Genomic DNA, 21,137 nt, shown 5'->3' with positions numbered 1-21,137 from the left:
GCAGTTGATCAACTAAGACTGGCTTCCATGACTCCTGAGGAGCGTTCGAGGGCCGGCCGGATGGGGATGCTGTCCCGCCTTGCCCGTGAGGACCGAACCGAGATGACCGCATCGGCTCGAGCTGCCGCAGCGGACCGGTTTGAGCGTGAGGTGGATCCTGACGGCGTGCTTGACCCAGCGGAGCGGGCGAGGCGAGCTGAGTACGCCCGGCGGTTGTGGTTCACCCAGCTGTCACGGAAGGGCGTCGAGGCGCGGAGGCGTCGCGCCGCGGGAGTCCGGAATGGGTGATGCCGAGATCCGGGCTGCTGCAGGTAGAGCTGGCCAGGCGATCGCGGACCTGATGGTCGCGGTCCTGAGCTCGCGGCAGGAGTCGGCTTCGCCGCCGCAGCGAGACACTGGACAACCTCCGCGGGTTGCTTGGCGACCGCGGGAGGTCGCCAAGCTCACCGGTCTCAGCTACGGCACCGTACTTGAGCTGATCCACAGCGGGCAGCTCGGCGCTGTGAAGGTTGGGAAGAGTTACGCCGTTCCCGACGCCGAGCTGGATCGTTTTCTCACGGTAGCGCAACCGCCGAAGCCTTCGCCGGAGCCTGTCGACGTGTCGGTGTTTGGTGCGACGCCCCGATCGGCGAAGCACCACCGGAACAAGGGGCTTCGGTCTAAGTGACGCTCGAAGAGCTCCGTGCCCGGGTGCACCCTGACACAGCTGCCGCTGCCAAGCGGCTCGCCGACGAAGCACCCCCGCTGACCCCTCGCCAGCGGGACACCCTCGCCGCCCTGCTCGGCTCGAGCATCGTCACCCCCCGAGTTCCGCCCGAGCGCGGTGCCATCGGTGGTCACGCCGACGGCGGCCCTTCTCCTCTGCCTTGACCGCAGCGAGCTGGAGTTCGTCGGGTGGGGGTGCATTCCGGAGTTGCTGCCGGACGGGCTCCAAGTCGGCGCACATCTGCGCCCATTCGGACGGTGGGCGGGGTTCGTCGGGGTCGTAGGTGACGGGGCGACCGGGGACTGACTCGCGCACGGGGTTCTCCGTTCAGCCGATGCGGGACAGGTAGGGGCGCCAGGGCAGTTCGAGTTCGCCCATGCGGCCGAAGCGGTTCTTCGCGATGTCGACGGCGAGCATCCCGTTGGGCTCGCCCTCGTCGTCGTACTGGCGGGCGAGCAGGATGACGGCGTCGGCGTCCTGCTCGATACTTCCGGACTCGCGCAGGTCCGACAGCCCGGCCTTGCCGCGGGCGACGGCGTTGCGGTTCAGCTGGGCCGGGACAACCACCGCGCAGTCGAGCTCGCGGGACAGCTGCTTGAGGCCGCGGGAGATCGCCGACACCTGTTGTTCGCGGGGCATTCGGCGGTCGCCGTTGAGCAGCTGCAGGTAGTCGATCACCACCACGTCGAGACCGTTCCGGCGTTTGAGCGCGCGGCACTGCGCGGCGATGTAGCCGAGCGTCAGGTCCGGGCGTTCGTTGATGGTGAGCGGGAAGTCCTGCGCGCGAGCTCGATACTCGTGGAAGTTGCGCCACGAGTGGTCGGACAGCTCGCGGCGGGTGATCTCGCCCATCTCGACGGTGGCGCCGTTGGCCACGATCCGGCCGGCGACCTCGACCGAGCCCATCTCGACGCTGAAGATCGCGGCGGGGTGGCCGAGGCTCGCGGCGTGCTCGGCGATCTGGTGCGCGGCGATCGACTTTCCTTCGCCGGGCCGCGCACCGACGATGATCATGCGTCCCATGTGGAGCCCGCCGGAGAACCGTTCGTTCAGGTCGTCCCACGGCGTCGGCACGAACCGGTAGGTCTCCGGGCTCCGGAGCGCGGCGTCTAGCTCGGTGAGCACGTCCCGGAAGGTGCGGGTGTGCTCGTCCTGTCCGAGTTCGGCGGTGTCGAGCTTGCCCAGCTCCTCGTGCGCGGCGGCGAGGGCGGCCGAGCCGTCGGCGGCCGCCATGGTGCGCTGCTGGATCCGCACGGTGGCCTCGACGACGCGCCGGAGCGCGCCGCAGCGGGTGACCTCGGCGAGCGCGTACGGGAAGTCCGCCGGGTTCGGGACGGCGCCGACGAAGCGGGCCACGGTGCGCTCGGCGAGCTCGCCGGCGGTGTCGGCGGCTGCGGCGACGGTCCGCGCAGTGACCGGCTTGCCCTCGGCGTGCAGCTGCTGCGCGGCTTCCCACAGGCCGCCGTAGGCGGCCACGGAGAAGTCCTCCGGCTGAACACGCACCAGGGCTTCCTCGCGGAGCTCGCGGGCGGTGATCGTGGTCAGGAGACTGATCAGGTAGCCCTCTTCGGCAACCGGGCGCAGCTGGGCCAGCGCCTCGGAGGCCAGGTTCGGCGCCGGGTACTGCTCGTCGTCGCTCATGCCGCCGCCTTCCCGGTCAGCTTCGCCAGCACGGCACCGCGGTGGTCCTCGATCCAGGCACGGGCCGAGGTGCGGAAGAACGCGGCAATGGCGTCCTTGCCGTCGACGGCGACCGGGATGTCGGGCCGCTCGTAGCGCTCGCCGAGCAGGCGGGCCACTCCGGCGGCGTCACCGGCCTGCCAGCGCTCGCGCAGCCACTCCGCGAGGTCCCCGGTCGGTTTCGGCGCCTGCGTCGTCGTGGGGCCGTTCAGCTCGTCGTCCCAGCAGCCGTTGTTGAGCCATGTCGTCGGGATCTTGATCTTCTCGCGCTCGCGGCCCACCTGGGCGACGTACGCGGCGTACCGGCGGGCACCGGCAATGATCGTGGCAGCGTCGGTGCCGCTCTTGACGGCCTGGCCGAACTTGACCCGGGCGCCCTTCTTCGCTTCGCGTCGGGGGTAGGCCGACCAGAACTCGTCGAACGCCTTGTCGATCGCCCTGGCGCTCGCGCTGTCCGACCGGCGACGGTTGGACGAAACGGAACCACCTACGGAAGGTGACTTACCCCCTTCCCCTACCCCTTCCCCTACCCCGCAGCTTTTTTGCGGCCGTTCACTTTTTTTCTGATCGGCGATCCTGTCCGATGTGGAATTTCCACCATGAACCGTCGTCGGCACCGGCGCATCAGCATCCGGGGCCAGCTCGGCGGCCGCCTGGCGCGCGTCCTCGGTGCCGACCTTGCGCAGTTCGGCAGCCAGCACGCGGCGCAGCGCTTCGGACTGCACCTGCAGCGCCACCTTCAGCGCGTTCTTGAACACCTTGCCGTTCGACGACACACCGTCGTTGCGCATGAACGTGCGCACCAACAGCTCGCCGGTGTCCTCGTCGAGCACGACGTACCGCTTCGCAGCCAACCCGGCAAGCGCGGCCTCGACACGTTCGGCCGTCATGTCCTCCGCGAGCCGCGCCCATGGGCGTGGAGTCAACGCCAGCACGCCAGCGTTGCTGATGGTGGGTTGCGACAGCAGCGCCTCGAACAACCACTGCTGGTCCACCGTCAAGGCCCGAAAGTCGGCATCTCTCCAAATGCGACACAAGATGCGTGCGTGCTCGCGCGCCATCACGCCACCCTTTCCAAGTTCATGGTTCGCACGGACCAGCGCACCCACCGCTGGCAGGCCTGGTAGTCGACCGTCCGGTCGAGCGCATCGACGCGCTGCAGCAGCGCAGCGCACTCGGCGGGATCCGGGTCGGTGTCGAGAAGGTCGCCGAGCGCGGCGAGAGTCGCCATCAGCTCGGCGTAGGGCGGGTCCTCAGCCCGATATTTCTCAGCGTCGGCACGGGCGGCCGCGGTCGACCCGGTGATATCCACCGGCTCGACCGCGACCACCTGCAGCACCCCGTCCACAACGGACTCATTCACGAACGCGCTCCCGCGTCACTCAGCACGGAGACGACGCTATGACCATTCCACGCGCTGGAGGGACACCAAAAATGTCCCTCCAGCGGGAGTGCGCTCACGCCGCGCCGCCGAGCAGGCCCGCTTCAGTGGACTCGTCGCCGAACTCCCGCAGCACGTCGTAGACGGTTGGATTCCGGCCGAGCTTGACGCGCACAGCGTCCGTGCGTGCCCAGCCGCGACGCAGTTCCTCTTCGGTGATCACGGCACCAGTGCCGGCGGCGATGCGCCGAGCGATCTCGTCGGCCGGGATGCCGGAGCAGATGGCTACGGCGTCACCGTCCATCGTCTCGACGCCGCCACGGCGGGAGAAGTGCCGGGTGTGCAGGGCGAAGTCGGATGCCGTGCGGTAGACGAAGTCACCCACGACCGGCCTCCCGGATACGCGGCCCCAGCTTCTCCGCGGTCGCGCGGATCTCGGCAGCATCGACACGCTGCTGCTCGGCGTCAGCCACCCGGCGGTCGAGATCGACGGACCGTACTCGGTGGTCCCTCATGCGCCTGGTGAACTCGGCGAGCACTGCGGCGTCGTGATCCTGCAGTGCTCGCCGGGACCAGCGCCGCGCCAGGCCGACCCCGGCCCGCAGGCCGAGCACGCCGGAAACCGCGGCGACTGCGAGTACCCACGTCATGATCGTGGCGGTCATCGATCCTCCCGCTGGATGTCTTCGACGACGCGGGCGACGGCCTGGGCGAACCGGCGCTCGACAGAGCGCCGGCCCGCGTGGTGAGCGAGAGCAGCGACCCCGGCGAGACCAAACAGGTAGCCGAGGAGCGCGACGATCTTGCTCATGCTGACTCCTTCAGGGTGCGGGCGTACCAGGCACGGGCCTCGTCGGTGGCCTCCCAGACCACCCAGTCCGAGCCGCGATGACGGCGGGTCCGGCCGGAGTCGACGACGTACCCGCCATCCGTCAGCTCACCCCGGCGCGGCCGAACACTGTTCGGCAGGATGCGCAGGTCCCGGGCGATCTCGAAGTCGGTCGAGCCGTTGCCCTCGACGATGAACCGCAAGATGGCCCCACGCTGGTTACCGGTCCGCGGCTCGACGAGCCGGGCCGCGCGCGCCGAGGTCCCAGTCGGGTCCGCAGCCACCTTGCCCTCCGCGGATCGGGTGACCTCGGCGTCCCGGGTGGCAGCCATGTCGCCGAGGTGCCGGACGTAGGCCAGAACTTCGGCTTCGACGGCGACGATCGCGTCGAGCGCGCGGAGGCGGCCTTCTCGGGCAGCCTCCGCGAAGTGGACAGTGCGGTTCACCAGTTCTGCCGGATGCATTGCAGGACTGGCGACCCACGAGGGGACGGAGTCGCCAGCGTCGAAGAGGTCGTTCACCGAGCACCGTCCCGGGCCTGCTCGACCTGCGGCCCGGCCTGCTCGCGCTCGAGGGCACGTGAGGCCAGCGCCACCAGCCGCGTGAACTCGGCGACCCGGCGTTCCCGTGCTCGCCACGACGGGCTGATGACCCGCAGGATGCGGCGCTGCCACGCGGGGCGCGAGTAGCGGCGGGGAGGGTTCAGGACGCTGTCCGCCGTCGCGGGCATCCCCAGCGCGCGGTACTCCGCAGCGATGCGCTGCTGGTCTTCGGTAGAATGCCTGTTGGACATGGTGTTCCTTCCCGGGAATTTCGTGTTCGCAGACGCCGTCCGGTGGCCGCCGGGCGGCGTCATCTTCTGAGTGGTGTTCGGCGTGGTCACGCCGACTTCCGGGCCTTGACGGGTCGCTCGCCGCGAACCCAGGCGAGCAGATCGCCCTCGAAGATCCGCCACGAGCAGTTCGCGGCACGTTGGTAGCCGATCAGCTCCCCCAGCCGAAGGGCCCTCAAGATCGTCTTCTCGTGGCAGCCCACCGACTGTGCGGCCATTTTGGGGCTGAAGATCCGTCTGCCCGGCGGGCTCTGGTCCATGGCGCTACTCCGTTCAGATGTCCTCTGGCAATCACGGAAGCTACCAGCATCAGATCGCCATTACAAACACAGCTTGTCGCCAGGGTCGACAAGCTGTCGCTCAGATAGTCGCCCACCAGGGCCATTACGGTGATGTAAGGCACGCACGACTTGCACGGACCAACAAGTTGTCGTCTACTAGTGTCCTCACACGCTCCCATCGACCAAGGAAGAGGGCCCGCGTGGCGAAGACCGAAGACCGGCCGTCCAACCAGGCGGGCCCACACCTGCTCGCGAAGGTCGTGCGCGCCCGCAGAGAGGCACTAGGTCTCACGCAGGACCAAGTTGTTGAATTGGGCGGACCGTCCCTTGGCACGCAGCGAAGCGTCGAGAACGCGCGCGCCGACCGGTACCAGCCGAAGACGCTCCATGCGATCGATGACACGTTGGGATGGACACGTGGAACCAGTCTCGCGCTCCTCGGGAAGAACTCTGCCGTCAACATAGCGCGCAGGATAAACGAGTTCGATCTTGATGCTTTTACGCAAGACGCTATTGACGGAACGCACCAAAAACTCCACAAGAGCGCTTTGCGACTGACGCCCGCGAACGCACCCGCCTCCGACCGAGTCGTCTTCGCCTCCGCAGGATTAGCCATGGGCCATGGAACAGCCGGATCTCCGGCTGTCGTCACCGCCGATACGACCGTGACCGCCAGGGAGCCCAGCTTTGGAGATCGCATTGCCGGCCTGGATCGCGATGACCTCATTCGCTTACGCGACTTCATTGACGGCGCACTGTATCGGTGGCATCAACCCGAACTTGATGGCCGGGTTGCACACGCGGCGATGGAGATCGCCGAAGCGAGCGAGAGACTTGACAATTTGCGCAAGCAGCAAACTTCGATCAGAGAGGAGACCGGCCAGGCTACGGCGCGGAACGACCCGGACGCACTGAAATCCCTGCATTCGCGCGCGCGGAGTGTGGAGATCCAGATCATGGAGGCAGAGTCGAGGCTGACGATGAGAAGGATGGAATACCACCACTTGAGAGAAGTCCAAGACGAAGCTGCAGCAAAAGCTGCGAAATACGCGGAAGGGATGGCCGGTGCCGAGCACGGAGAAGCTCCCGAGCGGTAGATGGCGCGGCCTCTATGTCGACGCCGAGGGGAAGAAGCAGCGCGTCAAGGGCACCTTCCCGCGCAAGAGCGACGCCCGTGAAGCCGCCGTCGACGCCGAGGCGAAGGCGAAGCGGAAGGCCGCGGCGTCCGATGGCACGCTCTCGGCCAGCGTCACCTTCCGGGAGTGGTACGAGCAGTTGAGCGACGAGCGCCGGTTCGAGTCCGACCGCGGCGTGGTCGAGGCCAGCGTCATGAACAAGTACGTGTTCCCGAAGTGGGGCGACGAACCCCTGAATCGGATCAAGCGCGTGCAGGTCAACACGTGGGTGAAGACCGACCTGAAGGTCCGGACGGGCATGTCCCCGGGGTACGTCCATCTGATCTATTCCGCGTTCCGACTGGTGATGACCGCCGCCGTCGATCAGGAAATCCTCGACGCGAGCCCGTGCGTGCGGATCGCCTTGCCGCCGTTGAACAGGCGGAAGCCGAAGAAGTTCGTGACCACGGAGCGCGCCGCCGAGAGCCGCGGCAACTTCGGCGACGACTCCGGCGTGTACGCCGACATGGTCGACTTCGGCCTCGAGGTCGGGATGCGACCGAACGAGCTGGCCGGCCTGCACGTCGCGCGGATCGATCGCAAGGGGCGAAAGGTCCACGTCGTCGAGGTGTACGTGGAGCGCTCGAAGAAAATCCGTGGGTACCCGAAGGACGGCGACGTGCGAACGGTGCCGATGACCGTGCGTGCGTGCGAGATCTACGACTCCCGGATCGAGGGCCGAGACCTGAAGGGCGGGTGCGGGGTCGAGCACTACGACGGCTCGAAGTGCACCAGCGCGCTGCTGTTCGTCAACCGGGAAGGCCGCCCGGCGAACCAGCCGGCGTTGCGCCGAGCGATGAAGCGCGCCGGGCTGGACACCGGCGGGTACGGCCTGCGCCGCGGCTACGCAACGCGGGCGGTCGAGGGCGGCGCAGACGTGATGGCCGTCAAGCGGTCGATGGGCCACGCCGACCTCGAAGAGCTGTTCGGCTACGTCCAGGAGACCGAGCAGTCCGAGGACCGGCTGCGCGCCGCGCTCGGCGACAAGAAGCCGCTGCGCGCCGTGGGACCGCGTGGGACGAAACGTGGGACGAAGCGCGGCAACCAGCCGCTCCCAGACGCTCCGAACAACGGCGTAACGAACGCCGGTTGACCAGCGACAACAGACCTAGAAACTCCCCTTCGTTCCAAACTGCTCCCAAACGCGTATCCCCTGGTGGGCCAGCGTTCGTTATTGTGGCCCGATGACGGCCGTACCCGAGGCAACCGAACTGGACGGCTCCGGCCGGGCGGCCCAGCCTCGCCAGCTCATCGTGACGGTGTACGGCCTCTATTCGCGCACCGAGGGCGGCTGGCTCTCGGTCGCCTCGCTGATCGACCTGCTGGCCGCCGTCGGCGTCGACGAGCCCGCGGTGCGCTCCTCGATCTCCCGGCTGAAGCGGCGCGGGATCCTCGAAGCGGTGCGCCGCGGTGCCACGGCCGGCTACGAGCTGTCGGACGACGCGCGCGAGATCCTGCGCGAGGGCGACGAGCGGATCTTCCGCCGCGGGCGCGCGACCGCGGCCGACGGCTGGCTCCTCGCGGTGTTTTCGGTGCCGGAAACCGAGCGGCACAAGCGCCACCTGCTGCGCACCCAGCTCGCCCGGATGGGCTTCGGCACCGCCGCCTCCGGCGTCTGGATCGCCCCGGCCCACCTGCACGCCGCGACCGCCGAGGCGCTGACCCGGCTCGGCCTGGCCGGGTACGCCGACCTGTTCCGCGCCGACCACCTGGCCTTCGGCGACGTCCGGGCGAAGGTCCGCGACTGGTGGGACCTCGACCGGCTCGACGAGCTCTACACGACGTTCCTCGACGAGCACGGTCCCGCGCTGCGCCGCTGGCAGCGTCGCAAGTCCACGGCCGACGAAGAGGCCTTCGCCGACTACGTCCGCGTGCTGACCGGCTGGCGGCGGATGCCCTACCTCGACCCCGGCCTGCCCGCGGAGTTCCTGCCCGACGACTGGTCGGGGATCCGCGCGGCCGACCTGTTCTTCGAGCTGCACGCGCAGCTGGAGGACCCGGCCCGGGCGTTCGTCACGAAGTCGATCAGCTTCGGCTGAAACCCGGCGCAAGTGGTCGTGAGTGAGAAACAGGGTTAGAACACTGTTTCTCACTCACGACCGGGGACGACGGCGAAGCCCTGCACCTCGACGAGGGCCTCTTCGTCCCAGAGCCGGTCGACGCCGATGCCGGCCATCGCCGGGTACTCGGTGCCCGCGAGCCGCCGCCAGACCGCGCCGATCTCGCGCGCGTGGGTCCGGTAGTCCGCCATGTCGACGATGTAGATCGTCACGCTGCACAGGTCTTCCGGGGAACCGCCCGCCGCGCGCAGCGACGTCAGCAGGTTGCCGAGCGCGCGCTCGAACTGCTCGACGACGCCGTCGCCGACGATCTGGTTCGACGCGTCCAGCGCCGTCTGCCCGGCGAGGAAGACGACCCGGCCTTCGGCCACCACCGCGTGCGAGAACCCGGACGGCTTGCCCAGCTCCGGCGGGTTGATGCGTTCCATGCGGGACACCGTACGCCATCTTTCGCGTTATTGACGGTCGTAGAGGTGACGACATACCCTGGACGGCGTGCGTATCGCGGTCATCGGTGGCGGCCCGGCGGGTCTGTACTTCGCCGCGCTGGCGAAACAGCTCGGGCCCGGACACGAGATCACCGTCTGGGAGCGCAACGCGCCGGACGACACGTTCGGCTTCGGCGTCGTGTTCTCCGACGAGACGCTCGGCGGCATCGAACACGCCGACGCGGCGGTGCACGAAGCCATGCGCGCCGAGTTCGCCCGCTGGGACGACATCGACGTCCACTACCGCGGCACGGTCACCACCTCGGGCGGCCACGGCTTCGCCGCGATGAGCCGCAAGCGCCTGCTCGGCATCCTCCAGAGCCGCTGCGCCGAGCTCGGCGTCGGCCTCCACTTCCGCGAAGAGGCGCCGGCGGACCTCTCGGGCTACGACCTGGTCATCGCCGCCGACGGCGTCAACTCCGCGATGCGGGCCCGCTACGCCGAGACGTTCCGGCCGAGCGTCGAGACCCGCCGGTGCCGGTACATCTGGCTGGGCACGGACCTGGTGTTCGACGCCTTCAAGTTCTACGTCCTCGAGACGCCGGCCGGGATCATGCAGATCCACGGCTACCCGTACGGCCGCGACGGCAGCACGTTCATCCTCGAGGTCCAGGAGGACGTCTGGCAGCGGACGTTCGGGCCGATCGCGACGACCTCGCTCAAGCCCGGCGAGAGCGACGAGAAGTCCATCGCGTTGATCCGCGAGCTGTGCGCCGACGTCCTCGGCGGGCACAAGATCATGGCGAACAACTCGAAGTGGGTCTCGTTCGGCACCGTCCGCTGCGAGACGTGGGTGCACGGCAACGTCGTCCTCCTCGGCGACGCCGCGCACACCGCGCACTTCTCGATCGGCTCGGGCACGAAGCTGGCGATGGAGGACGCACTCGCGCTGGCCGCCTGCCTGCACGAAAACGACGGCGTCGCCGAGGCGCTCAAGGCGTACGAACTGGAACGGCGGCCGGTCGTCCAGTCGACGCAGCGCGCCGCGCAGGCGAGCCTGGAGTGGTTCGAGAACATCGCGCAGTACGCCCACCAGGAGCCGCCGCAGTTCGCGTTCAACATCCTCACGCGCAGCCGCCGCGTCACCTACGACAACCTCCGCCTGCGCGATCGTGAGTTCGCGACCGAGCTGGACCACTGGTTCGCACGGTCGCTCGGCACGACGTCGCGGCCGCCGATGTTCCAGCCGTTCAAGCTCGGCGAGCTGGAGCTGGCCAACCGGATCGTGGTGTCCCCGATGGACATGTACTCCGCGGTCGACGGTGTGCCCGGCGACTTCCACCTGGTGCACCTGGGCGGCAAGGCCCTCGGCGGCGCCGGGCTGGTGATGACCGAGATGGTCTGCGTCTCCCCCGAAGGCCGGATCACCCCCGGCTGCGGCGGGCTGTACACCGCGGAGCAGGAAGCGGCGTGGAAGCGGATCGTCGACTTCGTGCACGCCCAGTCCCCCGCGCGCATCGGCGTCCAACTGGGGCACTCCGGGCGCAAGGGCTCGACGAAGCTCATGTGGGAGGGCATCGACGAACCACTTCCGGCGGGCAACTGGGAAGTCTGCGCTCCTTCCGCACTGCCGTACTCCGACCGCAACCAGGTCCCGCGCGAATTGTCCACTTCGGACATGGCCACGATCCGCGACGAGTTCGTCGCCTGCGCTCACGCGGCCGCGCGCGCCGGGTTCGACGTCCTCGAACTGCACTGCGCGCACGGGTATCTGCTGTCCTCGTTCCTCTCGCCGCTGACCAACCAGCGGAGTGACGACTACGGCGGCTCGCTGGAGAACCGGCTCCGGTTCCCGCTCGAAGTCTTCGACGCGGTGCGCGCCGCCTGGCCCGCCGAGCGGCCGATGACCGTCCGGATCTCGGCGACCGACTGGGCGGACGGCGGCATCGACGCCGACGACTCGGTCGAGATCGCGCGGGCGTTCGCCTCCCACGGTGCCGCGGGCATCGACGTCTCGACCGGCCAGGTCGTCTGCGACGAGAAGCCCCAGTACGGCCGCAGCTACCAGACGCCGTACGCGGACCGGATCCGCAACGAGATCGGCGAGGAGTACGGCGTCGCGGTGATCGCGGTCGGCGCGATTTCCTCTTACGACGACGTCAATTCGCTGATCCTGGCCGGCCGCGCGGATCTCTGCGCGCTGGGCCGCACGCACCTCTACGATCCACAGTGGACGTTGCACGCGGCGGCCGAGCAGGGGTACGCGATGCCGTGGCCGAAGCCGTTCGCCGCGGGCAGCCGCAAGCCGCAGTCCGGCCGCACCGACGGCCCCGAGCCGCGGCTCGACCTCGTCCGGTCGGGCCCGGCCGGCACCGCCCATGCCCGCTGGCGACCGGGAGCTTCGTCATGACCTTCGCCCTCGACCCCGACCAGCAGGCCTTCGCCGCGGAAGTCCGGCGGCTGGCCGAGGACCGGCTGCGCCCGCTCGCCGAGTCCGGTGTGGAGGGTGCGGTGAACCGTCCGCTGCTCAAGGAGATGGGCGCGCTCGGGCTGCTCTCGCGGCTCTTCCCCGGCATCGCCGAAGGAAAGCCGTCACGCCAGGCGGCCGCGACCGACCTGTGCATCCTGCGGGAGAACCTCGCCACGGTGAACACCGAGGCCGAGACGGCGCTGGCGTTGCAGGGCCTGGGAAGCTACCCGATCCTCCAGTCCGGCCAGGACGATCAGGTCGCGAAATGGCTGCCCGCGGTGGCGGCCGGGGACGCGGTGGCGGCGTTCGCGCTGACCGAGCCGGACGCCGGCTCGGACGCCGCGGCGTTGTCGCTGGCCGCGGAGCCCGACGGCGACGGCTGGCGCCTGACGGGCGAGAAGATGTGGATCTCGAACGCGCCGGAAGCCGACTTCTACACGGTGTTCGCGCGGACCACGCCCGGGGCAGGCGCACGCGGGGTCAGCGCGTTCGTCGTCCCCGCCGACCGGCCGGGACTGGGCGGCGAGCACCTGGACCTGGTGAGCCCGCACCCGATCGGCACGGTCACCTTCGACGGCGTCGAGGTCCGGCGCGAGGAGCTGCTCGGCGAGGAGAACCGCGGGTTCGCGGTGGCGATGCGGACGCTCGACCTGTTCCGCCCGAGCGTCGGCGCGTTCGCCGTCGGGATGGCCCAGGCGGCGCTCGACGCCACTGTGGACTACACCGGGGTGCGGGATGCCTTCGGTGGTCCGCTGATCAAGCAGCAGGCGGTCGGGCACGCACTGGCGGAGATGGCGACCCGCACGGAAGCCGCCCGGCTCCTGGTCTACGCGGCCGCGGGAGCATACGACGCGGGCGAGCCGAACCTCGGCGGCCGCGCGGCGATGGCGAAGCTGTTCGCGACCGAGGCGGCCCAGTTCGTCGTCGACTCCGCGGTCCAGCTCCACGGTGCCCGCGCCCTGCGACGCGGGCACCTGCTCGAACACCTCTACCGCGAAGTCCGGGCCCCGCGCATCTACGAAGGCGCGTCGGAGATCCAGCGGACGATCATCGCGCGATGGCTGGCTTCTTCGCGGGCCGGCGCTCCAGGATCAGCTGGCTGACGATCAGCGCGAACGCCAGCCCGCCCCAGGCGGAGATGGCCCCGACGCTCTGGCTGTAGGCGAGCTCGCTGCCGCCGAAGGTGGTCGGGATCTGCGGTTCCAGCACGATCATCGCGATCGGCGCGATCACCCGGTTGACGATGATCGAGAAGGTCAGCGTCACGCTGCGGATCATCCACTTGCGGTGGTCGCCGAAGCGGCGCTCGCGCACCGCCCGCCAGCCGGCGATGGTGCACCCGATCCACAGGACCGCGGCGAGCACGTCGCTGACCCGCGTCACCGGGCCGAACGGGCTCTGCGAACCGATGGTCAGGGCCATCAGCCCGGAGGGCAGCACCCCGGCGAAGACGTACGCGCGGCCGGCGTAGCGGTGGACCACCGGGTGCGTCCGGCGCAGCCACGGCCAGATCTGCAGGACGGCGCCGATCATCGCGACCGAGCCGAAGATGACGTGCCCGACGAGGAACCAGTAGTGCGCGGGGAACCCCTCGGGCGCCGGCACCCGCGACTGCGCCGGGTCGAACGCCAGGTACGGCGGCAACGAGAAGGAGAGGAAAGCGAGCACGAGCAGGGCCAACGGACCGATCCACGGCCGCCGCCACCAGGCCTTCGTGGCCTTCGTCGTCGTGCTCGGGATGGGCTGGGCCGCTGTCCGGACCGCCATGATTCCCCCTGTCCGTCGTCTCGGGAACTTTCCCGTCCGACGTTAGGGGTTGCGCGGCGGCCCGAACCATGGTGCGCACCACCGACACGGGGGTGGGGCGTACCCCACCCCCACTCGGGTGACCCAGCCGCAAGCCGTGAATGTCGCATTGAAGGACTTAGAGTCCCTCGATGCGACATTCACGGCTTTGGGTCAGCTGCCGCGGACCCGGCGGACCGTGTCGCGGTAGAAGTAGCCGCTCTGCTTGATCGTGCGGGCCTGCGTCTCGTAGTCCACCCGAATCAGGCCGAACCGCTTCGCGTACCCGTACGCCCACTCGAAGTTGTCCAAAAGGGACCAGGCGAAGTACCCGCGCACGTCGGCTCCCGCGTTGCGCGCCGCCGCCACGGCCGCGATGTGCGAAGCCAGGTACGCCGTGCGCTGCTCGTCGCGGACGAACCCGGACGAGTCCGGGTCGTCGTCGAACGCCGAGCCGTTCTCCGTGATGTACATCGGCAGGCCCGGGTAGTCGCGGCCCAGCCGGGTCAGCAGCTCGGTGAACTTGTCCGGCAGGATCTCCCAGCCCATCGCCGTCGTCGGCTCGCCGAACGGGACCGTCCGGGACGCCGGCACGCCGTCGTCGTCGACCGCGCGGCCGGTCTCGTCCACGCCCGAGAACTGCTGGCCGAAGTAGTAGTTCACGCCCAGGAAGTCCAGCGGCGTCGAGATCACGTCGAGGTCGCCGTCCTGGACCGGGAGACGCACGCCGCGCGCGGCCAGGTCCTCGACCACGTCGGCCGGGTACTCTCCGCGCACCAGCGGGTCGAGGTAGATCCGGACACCGAGGCCGTCGGCCTGCCGCGCCGCGCGGACGTCCTCTTCGGAGTCCGTCGCCGGGTCGGCCGTGCACATGTTGAGCGTGATCCCGAACTCCGTGGGGCGCTGTGCTGATTGGCGCATCCGCTGCGTCGCGAGCCCGTGGCCCAGCAGCAGGTGGTGCACCGCGTGCAGGCCCGCCGCGTAGTCACGGCGGCCCGGCGCCATCACGCCGTGGACGTACCCGTGCATCGCCGAGCACCACGGCTCGTTCAGCGTCGTCCAGTGGCGCACCCGGTCCTTGAGCCGGTCGAACACCAGCATCGCGTAGTCGGCGAACCGGTACGCCGTGTCGCGCGCCGGCCAGCCGCCCGCGTCCTCCAGCTCCTGCGGCAGGTCCCAGTGGTACAGCGTCAGCCACGGCGTGATCCCGCGACCGAGCGTCTCGTCGACCAGCCGGTCGTAGAACCCGATGCCCGCCTCGTTGACCCCGCCGCGCCCGCGCGGCTGGACCCGGGGCCACGCCACGGAAAACCGGTAGGTGTCCGCGCCGAGCTCGCTCACCAGCTCGATGTCCGCCGGCATCCGGTGGTAGTGGTCGCACGCCACTTCGCCGGTGTCGTTGTTGTCGATCGCCCACGGGACCTGGCAGAAGGTGTCCCAAATGGACGGAGTACGCCCGTCTTCCGCGACCGCGCCTTCGATCTGGTACGCGGCGGTCGCCACGCCCCAGCGGAAGTCCGGCGGCAGCGTGTCGATCAGCGCCTGCTGTTCGGCGGTCGCGGCTGTGGTCTCGGTCAAGGCGGGTCTCCTCCAGGTGTACCGGACAGGACGGGCGGCGTTCAGTGAGAGGCGACAGGGTGCAGGAAACAGGCCACTTCCCGCGTCGGGTCGCCGCCGGGCAGGCCCAGCTCGGGCACCTTCGAGTCGCACGGCTCGAACGCCTTGGGGCACCGCGGGTGGAACGCGCAGCCGGCCGGCATCCCGCGCGTGTCCGGCGGCGATCCCGGGATCCCGGACAGCTCGCGGCGCGGCCCCCGCAGGGCGGGGAACGAGTTCAGCAGGCCGTGGCTGTACGGGTGCAGCGCGTCCCGGTAGAGCTCGGCCGCCGGCGCCTGCTCGACGATCCGGCCGCCGTACATGATCGCGATCCGGTCCGAGAACTCGACCAGCAGCGAAAGGTCGTGCGTGATGAACAGGACCGAGAAGCCCAGCCGCTCGCGCAGTTCCACCAGCTGGCCGAGGATCTGGCGCTGCATCACGACGTCGAGCGCGGTCGTCGGCTCGTCCATGATGACCACGCGCGGCTCGAGCGCCAGCGCCATCGCGATCATCACGCGCTGGCGCATGCCGCCCGAGAGCTGGTGCGGGTAGGCCTCCAGCCGGTCGGCCGAGATGCCGACGAGCTTCAGCAGGTCCTTCGCCCGGGCGTAGCGGCCGGCCTTCGTCGACCGCGGCTCGTGCGCCTTGATCACGTCGACGAGCTGCGTGACGACCTTGTGCACCGGGTTCAGCGAGTTCATCGCACCTTGGAACACGATGGACGTCTCCGCCCACCGGAAGTCCCGCAGCTGCTTGTCCGTCAGCTTCAGCACGTCGTAGGGCTCGCCGTCGGCCGGGTGGTAGAGCACCTGGCCGCCGCGGATCACACCCGGCGGCGCGAGCAGCCGCGTCAGCCCGTAGGCCAAAGTGGACTTGCCGCTGCCGCTTTCCCCGGCCAGGCCGAGGACTTCGCCGCGGTGCAGCGTCAGGTGCACGTCCCGGACCGCGCGCACGGCCTCGTCGCCGACGCCGTAGTCGACGTCCAGGCCCTTGATCTCCAGGACCGGGTCCATCATGACTGTTCCTCCCGCCCGAGCACGGGCGTGAAGCCCACGCGCATGCGATGCGTCCGTCCGTCGGCGCCCTTGACGCGCGCCTTGCCGCTGCCGCGCAGCCGCGGGCTGACGAACTCGTCGATGCCGAAGTTGAGCAGGGACAGCGCGGTGCCGAGGATCGCGATCGCCAGCCCGGCCGGCACGAACCACCACCACGCGCCCTGCGCGAGGGCCTGCTGGCTCTGCGCCCAGAACAGGATCGTCCCCCAGTTCCAGTTGGACAGTCCCGAGACGCCGACGAACGCGAGCGTGATCTCCGACATCACCGCGAAGATCACCGTGCCGACGAAGCTGGACGCGATCACCGCGGTCAGGTTGGGCAGGATCTCGAAGAAGATGATCCGCCACGTCGACTCGCCGGTCGCCCGGGCCGCTTCGACGTATTCCCGGCCGCGCAGCGAAAGCGTCTGCGCCCGCAGGACGCGCGCGCCCCACGCCCACGACGTGAACCCGATGATCACCGCCACCAGGTAGTCGCCGCCGGTGGGCACCGCGCTGCCGATGATGATGATCAGCGGCAGCGCCGGGATCACCAAGAACACGTTGGACAGTGCGGAGAGGCCTTCACCGGGCGTGCCACCGAGGTAGCCGGACGTCACGCCGACGATCACGGCGAGGATCGTCGCCACCACGCCGGCGGTGAGCCCGACGAGCATGACGCTGCGCGTGCCGACCACGACCTGGCTGAAGATGTCCTGGCCGAGGTGGGTGGTGCCGAACCAGTGCCGGCCCGACGGCGACTCCATCAGGTCGTTGCTGCGCGCCGACGGGTCGTACGGCGCGATCCAGTCCCCGATGATCGCGATGACCACGAAGAAGACGATGACGGCGAGGCCGGTGCCGGTCTTGCCGCCGGTCAGGAACCGGAAGCGGCGGCGCTTCGCCCGGCCGGCGATCGCGTCGACGGGGAGGGCTTGGGCGGCTTTGACGTCCGCCGCGGGTACGGCCATGTCAGCCCTCCTTCCGGGTGCGGGGGTCGAGTGCGAGGTAGGCGACGTCGGCGAACAGGTTGGCCACCAGCACCGACAGCGTGATGATCAGGAAGATGCCCTGCATCAGCGGGTAGTCCTGGGAGCCGACCGCCTGGAACAGCTGGTAGCCGACGCCGGGGTAGGAGAAGACGATCTCCACCAGCAGCGTGCCGCCGACGATGAACCCGAGTGCCAGCGCGAAGCCGGACACGCTGGGCAGCAGCGCGTTGCGGGCGGCGTACCCGACCATCACCCGGCGCTCGGGCAGGCCCTTGGCGTGCGCGACGGTGACGTAGTCCTCCGAGGCGACGGTGACCATCATGTTGCGCATGCCCAGGATCCAGCTGCCCATCGAGCTGATCAGGATGGTGAGCGCGGGCAGCAGGCTGTGCTGGATCGCGCTGCCGATGAACCCGCCGTCCCAGCCGGGCACCACGCCCGGGTCGTAGCCGCCGGACGACGGGAAGAAGCTGCCCGGGCCGGCCAGCAGCGCGAGCGCGATCAGGCCGAGCCAGAAGTAGGGGATCGACGAGAGGAACGTCGTCACCGGCAGCAGGCCGTCGACCCACGAGCCGCGCTTCCAGCCGGCCACCACCCCGAGTCCGGTGCCGAGCGCGAAGCCGACGATCGTGGTGATGCCGACCAGGATGATCGTCCACGGCAGGCTGTCGCCGATCAGCTCCGACACCGGCGACGGGAAGAACGTGAACGAGATCCCGAGGTCGCCGCGGAAGAGCTGGCCCCAGTAGTCGAAGTACTGGGAGATCAGGCTTTCGTTCTTGTCCAGTCCGAAGAGGGTGTACAGCGACTGGATCGCGTCCGCGCTGATCATGCCCTGGTTCTTCGCGATCAGCGACTGCACCGGGTCGCCCGGGATCATCCGCGGGATGAAGAAGTTGATGGTGACGGCGGCCCACGCGGTGAAGACGTAGAAGGCCAGCCGTTGCAGCAGGAACCTCATCGGGCCGCTCCGTCGTACAGCCAGCACGCGGCCCAGTGGCCGGGCGCGTCGTCGACCTCGAACCGCGGCGGCAGGTCGCTCTTGCACCGCTCCATCGCGACCGGGCAGCGCGGGTGGAACCGGCAGCCGGACGGCGGGTCGATCAGGCTCGGCGGCTCGCCCGCCCCGCGCTCGGCGGGCACCTCGCCGGGGTCGAGCTCGTCGCTCCCGCCGGCCAGCCGGTCGGGGTCGGGCGCGGAGTCGATGAGCAGGCGCGTGTAGGGGTGCGCCGGCCGCTGCGTGATGGTCTCGCTGTCGCCGCCCTCGACCATCCGGCCCGCGTACATCACCATCGTCTCGTCGGCGAAGTAGCGCGCCGACGCGATGTCGTGCGTGATGTACAGGATCGCCAGGTGCAGGCGTTCCTTCAGGTCGCGCAGCAGGTTCAGCACACCGAGCCGGATGGAGACGTCCAACATGGACACCGGCTCGTCGGCCAGCAGCGCCTCCGGGTCGGCACCCAGCGCCCGCGCGATCGCGACGCGCTGGCGCTGCCCGCCGGACAGCTCGTGCGGGAACTTGTCGATGTACCGCTCCGGCGGTGTCATCTGCACGCGGGACAGCAGGTCGTGCAACGCCTTCTCGAGGTCGTCGCCCGCCCGGCCGTGGATCTTCAGCGCCCGCGTCAGGTGGTAGCGCACGGTGTGCACGGGGTTCAGCGACGCGAACGGGTCCTGGAAGATCATCTGGACCTGCCGGGCGTAGGCGCGGAACGCCTTGCCGCGGTGGATGTTCACGGTCTCGCCGTGCAGCCGGATGTCGCCGCCGGTCCGCGGGTAGAGCCCCGCGAGCAGGCGCGCGACCGTCGACTTGCCCGAGCCGGACTCGCCGACCAGCGCAGTGACCCGGCCCCGCCGCAGCGTCAGGCTCACGTCGTCGACGGCCTGGACGGCGCGCCGCGGGCCGGTCAGTGCCGCCCGGCCCTTCCGCCGCACCGGGAAGTGCTTGGTGAGTCCCGCGGCCTCCAGGACCACGGCGCCGGCCACCTCACCCGCACCGGAGGTGACCGCCGCCGTGTCCCCCTCCGGCCCGACGGCGACGGGGCCGGAGGGGGCGGGGGCGGCCGCGTCGCCGCGGCCGTCCCCGTGATCCTTCGTCACAACTGAGTCCGCCATGGATCAGGCCGCGGGCTTCAGGTGCAGGACGATGTCGAGCGCGTTGCGCAGCGTGGGCTGCGCCGGGCCGTACGGGTTGGCGTCGTCCGGCCAGCCCACCCAGTTCTTCGTGCTGTACTCGCCGCCGGAGTTGGCCGCCGAGGTCGGGATCATCGGCTGCTGGTCGATCATGATCTTCTGCAGCGTCGCCATGGCGGCGGTGCGGGCGGCGTCGTCCTCGGCGTTGGCGTAGGTCTCGAGCGCCTTGGTCGCCTCGTCGTTCTTGTAGCGGCCGTAGTTGCCGTTGATGCCACCCTGACCGGTCGGCTTGTAGCGGTTGCCGTCCATGACGTCGCGGTACATGTCGTACGGCGTCGCACCGTCGTTGGTCCAGTGCATCAGGCCTTCGAAGTCACCGGTGTCGACCGACTTGATCCACGCGTCCTGGTTCATCTTCTCGACCGTGGCGGTGATGCCGATCTGCGCCAGGTTGTCCTTGATGATCTCCAGGTCGGTGATGTAGTCCGACCAGCCCGACGGGACGGTCAGCTTGATCGTGACCGGCTTGCCGCTCGGGTCCGCCAGCTTGTCGCCGGTGAACTTGTAACCGGCTCCCGTCAGCAGCGCCTTGGCGCCCGGCACGTCGACCTTGACCGTCTGGCCCTTGTACTGCGGCGCGATGAACGGGTCGCCCGCCGGCGTCGGGATGCCGGTGATCTGGTCGTTCTTCGGGTAGAAGTAGCCGGCCTCACCCTGGTTGAAGATGTCGTCGCGGTTGATCACCTTGCTGACCGCCTGACGCAGCTTCGCGTCGTTCCACGGGGCCTTCTCGGTGTTGAACCACAGGCCGTGGACGGCCAGCTGCGCCGGGAACCACAGCTTGTAGTGCTGCGGGTCCTTGTTCGTGTAGACGGCCTTGTAGTTCGGGATGAAGACGAAGCTCCACTCCGACGCCCCGCTGACCAGCGCGGCGACCTGCGCGTTGTTGTCGGTGTAGGAGGTGTAGCGGATCTCCTTGACCTTCGGCGCTTCCTGCCAGTAGCCGCTGTCGCGCCGGACGACGATCATCGTCTGCGGCGTGGCCGACTTGAGCGTGTACGGCCCGGTGCCGATCGGGTTCTTCACCGTGTCGAGCGCCGGGTCCTTGATGCCCTGCCACGCGTGCTTCGGCACGACGAGCGTCTGCAGGATCTTGACCTGGTTGACGAACTGGGAGCTGTCGAAGCCCAGCGTCACCTGGTTGCCGGCCGCGGTGATGTCCTTGTACGGCACGGCGTCGATGTTCAGCGCCTTGTTGTCGCGCAGCAGCTGGAACGTGTAGGCGACGTCCTCGGCGGTCATCGGCTGGTTGTCGGAGAACTTGACGCCGTCACGGACGGTCAGGACGAGCTTCTTGTAGTTGTCCGACCAGTCCCACTTCGTCGCCAGCCACGGCTTGCCGGGCTCCTGCGGCTTGACGCGGTTGAGCATGACCAGGGGCTCGTAGATCATCCACCGGTACCCCATGTTCGACAGGGCGGACGTCTCGAGGAACGGGTTGTTGTTCTCCGACTGCGGGCCGTCGGGCTTGCCGACGTTGAGCACCGCGTTCGGGTTGCTCTGACCGGCGTCGGAGCTGCCTCCCCCGCACGCGGTCAGGCCTCCGACGGCCATTACTGCCACGAGCGCTGCGACGATGGAGCGCTTGACTCGCATCGGTTCCTCCTGGTCATCGACGACTTGCTTGCTGTCGACTGGTAGCGAGCCCCGACCGCCGGCGACCGAACGACGCCCCGAAGTCAACCCGGGTGA

23 protein-coding genes are annotated in these 21,137 nt (G+C 69.3%); 6 read left to right on the top strand and 17 right to left on the bottom strand.

What is annotated here, in order from left to right; translation table 11 throughout:
- Nucleotides 1-280 precede the first annotated feature (280 nt).
- Nucleotides 281-667, top strand: a complete 387-nt coding sequence (locus QRX60_RS16960; protein ID WP_286001737.1) for an excisionase family DNA-binding protein — start codon at nucleotides 281-283, stop codon at nucleotides 665-667.
- Nucleotides 668-1,033: 366 nt separating this feature from the next.
- Here QRX60_RS16960 and QRX60_RS16955 read toward each other — a convergent pair whose 3' ends face one another.
- The 9 genes from QRX60_RS16955 to QRX60_RS16915 form a co-directional block, all read right to left on the bottom strand.
- Nucleotides 1,034-2,347, bottom strand: a complete 1,314-nt coding sequence (locus QRX60_RS16955) for a replicative DNA helicase (protein WP_286001736.1) — start codon at nucleotides 2,345-2,347, stop codon at nucleotides 1,034-1,036.
- On the bottom strand, nucleotides 2,344-3,387 hold the full coding sequence (locus QRX60_RS16950; protein WP_286001735.1) for a hypothetical protein: 1,044 nt from the start codon (nucleotides 3,385-3,387) through the stop codon (nucleotides 2,344-2,346). The genes QRX60_RS16955 and QRX60_RS16950 overlap by 4 nt, the downstream gene beginning before the upstream one ends.
- Nucleotides 3,388-3,446: 59 nt before the next feature.
- Complete coding sequence (locus tag QRX60_RS16945) at nucleotides 3,447-3,734, bottom strand: hypothetical protein (RefSeq protein ID WP_286001734.1); 288 nt, start codon at nucleotides 3,732-3,734, stop codon at nucleotides 3,447-3,449.
- A 109-nt stretch (nucleotides 3,735-3,843) separates the two neighbouring features.
- Nucleotides 3,844-4,152 carry a hypothetical protein gene (locus QRX60_RS16940; protein WP_286001733.1) on the bottom strand — a complete coding sequence of 103 codons (309 nt, stop codon included), beginning with the start codon at nucleotides 4,150-4,152 and terminating at the stop codon, nucleotides 3,844-3,846.
- Nucleotides 4,145-4,432 (bottom strand): hypothetical protein, encoded by a 288-nt coding sequence (locus QRX60_RS16935; protein WP_286001732.1) that lies wholly within the window; start codon nucleotides 4,430-4,432, stop codon nucleotides 4,145-4,147. The genes QRX60_RS16940 and QRX60_RS16935 overlap by 8 nt, the downstream gene beginning before the upstream one ends.
- Complete coding sequence (locus tag QRX60_RS16930; RefSeq protein ID WP_286001731.1) at nucleotides 4,429-4,578, bottom strand: hypothetical protein; 150 nt, start codon at nucleotides 4,576-4,578, stop codon at nucleotides 4,429-4,431. Before QRX60_RS16930 ends, QRX60_RS16935 begins: the two co-directional genes overlap by 4 nt.
- Nucleotides 4,575-5,117, bottom strand: coding sequence for a hypothetical protein (locus QRX60_RS16925; protein ID WP_286001730.1), 543 nt, complete (start codon nucleotides 5,115-5,117; stop codon nucleotides 4,575-4,577). The genes QRX60_RS16930 and QRX60_RS16925 overlap by 4 nt, the downstream gene beginning before the upstream one ends.
- Nucleotides 5,114-5,389 (bottom strand): hypothetical protein, encoded by a 276-nt coding sequence (locus QRX60_RS16920; RefSeq protein WP_286001729.1) that lies wholly within the window; start codon nucleotides 5,387-5,389, stop codon nucleotides 5,114-5,116. Before QRX60_RS16920 ends, QRX60_RS16925 begins: the two co-directional genes overlap by 4 nt.
- 86 nt (nucleotides 5,390-5,475) lie before the next feature.
- Entirely contained in the window at nucleotides 5,476-5,688 is a 213-nt protein-coding gene (locus QRX60_RS16915) for a MerR family transcriptional regulator (protein ID WP_286001728.1), read from the bottom strand.
- 221 nt (nucleotides 5,689-5,909) lie between these two features.
- Between QRX60_RS16915 and QRX60_RS16910 the strand changes: the two genes are divergently transcribed.
- The 3 genes from QRX60_RS16910 to QRX60_RS16900 all read left to right on the top strand — a co-directional run bounded on the left by QRX60_RS16910 (nucleotide 5,910) and on the right by QRX60_RS16900 (nucleotide 8,923).
- Nucleotides 5,910-6,806 (top strand): helix-turn-helix domain-containing protein, encoded by an 897-nt coding sequence (locus tag QRX60_RS16910; protein ID WP_286001727.1) that lies wholly within the window; start codon nucleotides 5,910-5,912, stop codon nucleotides 6,804-6,806.
- On the top strand, nucleotides 6,775-7,977 hold the full coding sequence (locus QRX60_RS16905) for a tyrosine-type recombinase/integrase (RefSeq protein WP_286001726.1): 1,203 nt from the start codon (nucleotides 6,775-6,777) through the stop codon (nucleotides 7,975-7,977). The genes QRX60_RS16910 and QRX60_RS16905 overlap by 32 nt, the downstream gene beginning before the upstream one ends.
- A gap of 91 nt (nucleotides 7,978-8,068) precedes the next feature.
- Complete coding sequence (locus QRX60_RS16900) at nucleotides 8,069-8,923, top strand: PaaX family transcriptional regulator (RefSeq protein WP_286001725.1); 855 nt, start codon at nucleotides 8,069-8,071, stop codon at nucleotides 8,921-8,923.
- Nucleotides 8,924-8,973: 50 nt separating this feature from the next.
- On the opposite strand, the gene QRX60_RS16895 is transcribed toward QRX60_RS16900, so the two are convergent.
- The gene (locus tag QRX60_RS16895) at nucleotides 8,974-9,372 is read right to left on the bottom strand and encodes a RidA family protein (protein WP_286001724.1); all 399 of its coding nucleotides are present in this window, start codon (nucleotides 9,370-9,372) and stop codon (nucleotides 8,974-8,976) included.
- A 67-nt stretch (nucleotides 9,373-9,439) separates the two neighbouring features.
- Here QRX60_RS16895 and QRX60_RS16890 point away from each other — a divergent pair, with 67 nt between their 5' ends.
- Together QRX60_RS16890 and QRX60_RS16885 are read left to right on the top strand one after the other, a co-directional pair.
- Nucleotides 9,440-11,782, top strand: coding sequence for a bifunctional salicylyl-CoA 5-hydroxylase/oxidoreductase (locus tag QRX60_RS16890; RefSeq protein WP_286001723.1), 2,343 nt, complete (start codon nucleotides 9,440-9,442; stop codon nucleotides 11,780-11,782).
- Nucleotides 11,779-12,945: an acyl-CoA dehydrogenase family protein gene (locus QRX60_RS16885; RefSeq protein WP_286001722.1), complete on the top strand. Its 1,167-nt coding sequence runs from the start codon at nucleotides 11,779-11,781 to the stop codon at nucleotides 12,943-12,945. Before QRX60_RS16890 ends, QRX60_RS16885 begins: the two co-directional genes overlap by 4 nt.
- Here the strand turns inward: QRX60_RS16885 and QRX60_RS16880 are convergent.
- The 7 genes from QRX60_RS16880 to QRX60_RS16850 form a co-directional block, all read right to left on the bottom strand.
- On the bottom strand, nucleotides 12,890-13,609 hold the full coding sequence (locus tag QRX60_RS16880; RefSeq protein WP_286001721.1) for a DUF2306 domain-containing protein: 720 nt from the start codon (nucleotides 13,607-13,609) through the stop codon (nucleotides 12,890-12,892). The genes QRX60_RS16885 and QRX60_RS16880 overlap by 56 nt on opposite strands.
- A gap of 192 nt (nucleotides 13,610-13,801) precedes the next feature.
- Nucleotides 13,802-15,205 (bottom strand): GH1 family beta-glucosidase, encoded by a 1,404-nt coding sequence (locus QRX60_RS16875; RefSeq protein WP_286001720.1) that lies wholly within the window; start codon nucleotides 15,203-15,205, stop codon nucleotides 13,802-13,804.
- Nucleotides 15,206-15,246: 41 nt separating this feature from the next.
- A complete protein-coding gene (locus QRX60_RS16870; protein WP_286001719.1) occupies nucleotides 15,247-16,242 on the bottom strand; it encodes an ABC transporter ATP-binding protein in 996 nt (331 codons plus the stop codon).
- The gene (locus tag QRX60_RS16865) at nucleotides 16,239-17,231 is read right to left on the bottom strand and encodes an ABC transporter permease (RefSeq protein WP_286001718.1); all 993 of its coding nucleotides are present in this window, start codon (nucleotides 17,229-17,231) and stop codon (nucleotides 16,239-16,241) included. The genes QRX60_RS16870 and QRX60_RS16865 overlap by 4 nt, the downstream gene beginning before the upstream one ends.
- Nucleotide 17,232: 1 nt before the next feature.
- Entirely contained in the window at nucleotides 17,233-18,213 is a 981-nt protein-coding gene (locus tag QRX60_RS16860) for an ABC transporter permease (RefSeq protein ID WP_286001717.1), read from the bottom strand.
- Complete coding sequence (locus tag QRX60_RS16855; protein WP_286001716.1) at nucleotides 18,210-19,352, bottom strand: ABC transporter ATP-binding protein; 1,143 nt, start codon at nucleotides 19,350-19,352, stop codon at nucleotides 18,210-18,212. Before QRX60_RS16855 ends, QRX60_RS16860 begins: the two co-directional genes overlap by 4 nt.
- 18 nt (nucleotides 19,353-19,370) lie before the next feature.
- Nucleotides 19,371-21,041, bottom strand: coding sequence for an ABC transporter substrate-binding protein (locus QRX60_RS16850; protein WP_286001715.1), 1,671 nt, complete (start codon nucleotides 21,039-21,041; stop codon nucleotides 19,371-19,373).
- Between the last annotated feature and the right edge of the window lie 96 nt (nucleotides 21,042-21,137).

Origin of the sequence: Amycolatopsis mongoliensis (genome assembly GCF_030285665.1) — a bacterium.
GTDB classification, from domain to species: Bacteria; Actinomycetota; Actinomycetes; order Mycobacteriales; family Pseudonocardiaceae; genus Amycolatopsis; species Amycolatopsis mongoliensis.
Note: the sequence above shows the minus strand (reverse complement) of the source record. Positions and strands in the feature narration are given on the sequence as shown.

Coding starts and splice junctions, on each gene's coding strand:
- QRX60_RS16960 (WP_286001737.1), top strand. CDS start 281: ATGGGTGATGCCGAGATCCGGGCTGCTGCAGGTAGAGCTGGCCAGGCG.
- QRX60_RS16955 (WP_286001736.1), bottom strand. CDS start 2,347: ATGAGCGACGACGAGCAGTACCCGGCGCCGAACCTGGCCTCCGAGGCG.
- QRX60_RS16935 (WP_286001732.1), bottom strand. CDS start 4,432: ATGACCGCCACGATCATGACGTGGGTACTCGCAGTCGCCGCGGTTTCC.
- QRX60_RS16930 (WP_286001731.1), bottom strand. CDS start 4,578: ATGAGCAAGATCGTCGCGCTCCTCGGCTACCTGTTTGGTCTCGCCGGG.
- QRX60_RS16920 (WP_286001729.1), bottom strand. CDS start 5,389: ATGTCCAACAGGCATTCTACCGAAGACCAGCAGCGCATCGCTGCGGAG.
- QRX60_RS16915 (WP_286001728.1), bottom strand. CDS start 5,688: ATGGACCAGAGCCCGCCGGGCAGACGGATCTTCAGCCCCAAAATGGCC.
- QRX60_RS16900 (WP_286001725.1), top strand. CDS start 8,069: ATGACGGCCGTACCCGAGGCAACCGAACTGGACGGCTCCGGCCGGGCG.
- QRX60_RS16895 (WP_286001724.1), bottom strand. CDS start 9,372: ATGGAACGCATCAACCCGCCGGAGCTGGGCAAGCCGTCCGGGTTCTCG.
- QRX60_RS16885 (WP_286001722.1), top strand. CDS start 11,779: ATGACCTTCGCCCTCGACCCCGACCAGCAGGCCTTCGCCGCGGAAGTC.
- QRX60_RS16880 (WP_286001721.1), bottom strand. CDS start 13,609: ATGGCGGTCCGGACAGCGGCCCAGCCCATCCCGAGCACGACGACGAAG.
- QRX60_RS16870 (WP_286001719.1), bottom strand. CDS start 16,242: ATGATGGACCCGGTCCTGGAGATCAAGGGCCTGGACGTCGACTACGGC.
- QRX60_RS16865 (WP_286001718.1), bottom strand. CDS start 17,231: ATGGCCGTACCCGCGGCGGACGTCAAAGCCGCCCAAGCCCTCCCCGTC.
- QRX60_RS16860 (WP_286001717.1), bottom strand. CDS start 18,213: ATGAGGTTCCTGCTGCAACGGCTGGCCTTCTACGTCTTCACCGCGTGG.
- QRX60_RS16850 (WP_286001715.1), bottom strand. CDS start 21,041: ATGCGAGTCAAGCGCTCCATCGTCGCAGCGCTCGTGGCAGTAATGGCC.